The organism is Saccharibacillus sp. WB 17 (genome assembly GCF_008634075.2).
In the GTDB taxonomy this organism is placed as follows: Bacteria; Bacillota; Bacilli; order Paenibacillales; family Paenibacillaceae; genus Saccharibacillus; species Saccharibacillus brassicae.
Genome location: NZ_VPFK02000010.1, coordinates 121,418 through 124,496, shown reverse-complemented (window position 1 = coordinate 124,496; position 3,079 = coordinate 121,418). Strand labels below are relative to the sequence as shown.

The window sequence follows — 3,079 nt, the reverse complement described above, 5'->3', positions numbered from 1 at the left end:
CCATGATCTCGATTTCGCTGATTCCGCCCACGCTGTGACGCGACGTTTTGAACATCAATTTCGCGCCTTCGAGAGCTTGAACGTTGTCGCTTCCGAGCAGCAGTCGTTTGAGCGAATCCGTCACGAGGAGAGGGCGGCCGTCGATCATGATCGTATCGCCGCTTACGGACGTTACGGTAGCCGTCACTTCTTTTTCAGGGAAGATGTTGACGAGGAACAGCGCGATGTCCGCACGGGTCACGCGTCCTTTGAGGTTGAGGTTCGCGAACGAAGATTCGATCAATCCGAGGCGGGCGGCCGCTTCGACCGAGTCACGCGCCCAGCTGCTAACCGGTCCGATCGAGGAGGAGTTGACGGTCAATCCGCCGGATGTATTTTGCCCGTTTACGGCGCGGAGCAGCACGGAAGCCATTTCTTCGCGGGACACGAAAGATTGCGGCCGGAAAGCCGATCCGCTTCCGTTCATCAGACCCGCCCGGCGAGCCGCTTCGATATAAGGAACGCTCCAGCTTGCCGCGGTGACGTCTGTAAAAGAAGAAGTCGTGCCGCTCGCAAGCGGCAGCTCCAATGCTTTGACCAGCAGGATCGCAAACTCTTGGCGCGTCAGTGCCTGTTCCGGTCTGTATTCGTTGTTCGGAAAGCCCTTGATTAACCCGAGACGGGCCGCTTCCCGGATCGCCTCTGTCTGTTCCGGCGATACGCCGGTCAGGTCATTGAACGATACGTCCGTACTCGGGGCCGCCGCCGCAAACGCAGATGTACTGCTTGTTCCTGCTGCTGCTGTCAAAATGGCGCTTGCGAACAGCCAGGCTTTCCAATTGATCTCCATTAACAAGTCTCCTCTAGGTGGGTTGGGATATCGTACACTTTAACATCGATAAAACGTGGACAAGCTTGAAGCCTCGCCGTTTAAGGCTGCGAAGGGTTCGAAATTATTGAGGCACATCGAAGTCAAACTTCTGGATATCGGCTTCGTTGTAGGCACGGTCGGTGATATCGTTCAGGATCACGCGGAACAGGCTGCCTTCAGGCCGGTACTTCCCTTTCAAATTAGGATCTAGCAGCACCGTAAGCTGATTGCCGTTGACCTCGAATTTTACATCAAGGTATTCCTCGAAATATCCACGTTCGAACCAGCCCGTTTGCGAATATTGGAGAGTCACGCTTGAGGATTTGACCTCGCTCGGCTCCATGTAACCCCTTTTAGCAAGAGCAATCGGTTTGCTGCTGGTCAGTACAAACTTCGTCGTGCTCGGATCGTATACGGCGCTCGTCCATACCGGTTTATCGTGATTGATCGTAACGGGAATCTTCACGCCGGAAATTTCGACGCCTTGTTTGAACAGATTGATCTCGATGTTCGCTTTTGTGTTGTCCGACAGATTGATTTGCGAGATTTCAGTCCCCTTAAACGCTCCGACGATTCGCAGTTCCGGATCAACGCTGGTGATCGTCAAAGTGCGGCCCGTCTCATATTGGAAAGCGGCGTCATCGTATATCATGTACTCCCCTGATCCCTGCTGGTATTTAAGGAACTGCTCCTGATCGCCTTTTTTCACCCGTACCAGATCCAAAATGTCTCTCATGGTGTATTGGTAGGTCGTATCGTTATTTGTGCCTGCCAGATTGGAAATATATACTTTTGCACTCTCGGTATTGTTCAAGACGAACTCCGCGTTCGGCGCGAGCGAGATCGTCAGCTCCGGCACTCGGGCCTGCTCGAATGCCACCACCGCCAGATTCAGCGAGTCGATCGCGGCCGTGATCTGCGCCGCGGTAGAAGCCGGTTCGTCACGCACTACGATCGCAACGTGCTTCGCATAAGTCAAAGCATTCGCTCCCGACATCGTTACTTTTCCCGGATCGGTGCCGACTACCGTATTCTGCAGCATCAGCTCTGCCGCATAGATTGTGGACTTCAGCAGTTCGATATCGGTCAGAACGATCGAATCTTTCAACGCCTGGATTTTCCCGCTCAATTCCGCGACACGGTTGTTGATCGTTTGCTGCGAAACGGTCTCGTCGTTGTAGGTTGCCCGGGCTGTTTGGAGCGCCGTGCCCAATTCCTGATAAGGAGCTTGCGCGACTTGTCCCTGGCGTATACCGACCTTCAGATCGCTCAGCAGGAATGCCGCTTCGTCGATTCTACCCGACAGCGCCTTTTTGTCGGTGACGATCTTGGATGCGTTAAACGTATCAATCGCCTGCGACAAAGCGATTCGGGCCGCGATCACCGCCTGCTTGCCCGGATTAGGATTGCTCGCCACGCCCTGCGCGCTCGTCAGGGAGAGCTGGAACGCCTGCTTCGCTTCTTCCGGGACGCTGCCGTTTCCGTCGCCGACCGGGGTATTGGCCAACAGCGCCTGCGCATCATAAATCTTTTGCGTCAGCAGCTGCGTGTTCACCCCGTCAAAGACTTGTTCAAAGCCGGTAATCGCCGATCCCAGCACGACTGCCGCCAGATCGACTTCGGCCTGCGAGGCAAAACGATTGTCGATGACCTGCTCGGCAGCCCGAACCGCCAAAGCAAGCGCGGTTGCGGCTTGTTCGGGCGCTTGGCCTTCACCGCTGCCTACCGGCGTAAGCTCCAGCACAAGCTNTAACCGGGAATTCCGCCGCTTTCACCGTCAACGTAAAGTCGCGCGATTGCGTCACGTTTCCTTTGATCAGCGTCGCCGCCAGTGTGACGACCGAATCGCCGGAACCGTACACCGCGCGGGTCACCGTTCCGTTCGAAGACAAAAGGCTTTCGTTGTCGGATATCCAGGAAATGGCGGAACCCTGCTCGCCCATACGAGGCAGTTGAACCGAACTCGTTACGGAGTCCGCGTCGTCGCCTGACTGGAACCCGATCGCCAAGCTTGCGCGGTCCTGCTCGACGGCCAGTCGATTCGAATCGACCGGCGGCGTGACGATTACGGGATCGGAAGGTGTAGGCGTAGGAACAGGCGTGGGAGTGGGAACAGGTGTCGGAGTGGGAGCAGGGGTAGACACCGGCGCGGCCGTTGGCGTCGGAACCGAAGGTTGAGCCGCGGCCGCTTGACCCGGCAGATTAACCGGAGTCCCCGAAGTCGTGACC

2 protein-coding genes and 1 pseudogene are annotated in these 3,079 nt (G+C 56.3%); all 3 read right to left on the bottom strand.

The features are described 5' to 3' along the window. Positions 1-829 (bottom strand): annotated as a pseudogene (locus FTE24_RS22925) (S-layer homology domain-containing protein); the annotation flags it as partial. A gap of 103 nt (positions 830-932) precedes the next feature. After that, complete coding sequence (locus FTE24_RS03295) at positions 933-2,594, bottom strand: FIVAR domain-containing protein (protein WP_160441630.1); 1,662 nt, start codon at positions 2,592-2,594, stop codon at positions 933-935. After that, positions 2,563-2,994 (bottom strand): immunoglobulin-like domain-containing protein, encoded by a 432-nt coding sequence (locus tag FTE24_RS23550; RefSeq protein WP_442978159.1) that lies wholly within the window; start codon positions 2,992-2,994, stop codon positions 2,563-2,565. The genes FTE24_RS03295 and FTE24_RS23550 overlap by 32 nt, the downstream gene beginning before the upstream one ends. Positions 2,995-3,079: the final 85 nt, after the last annotated feature.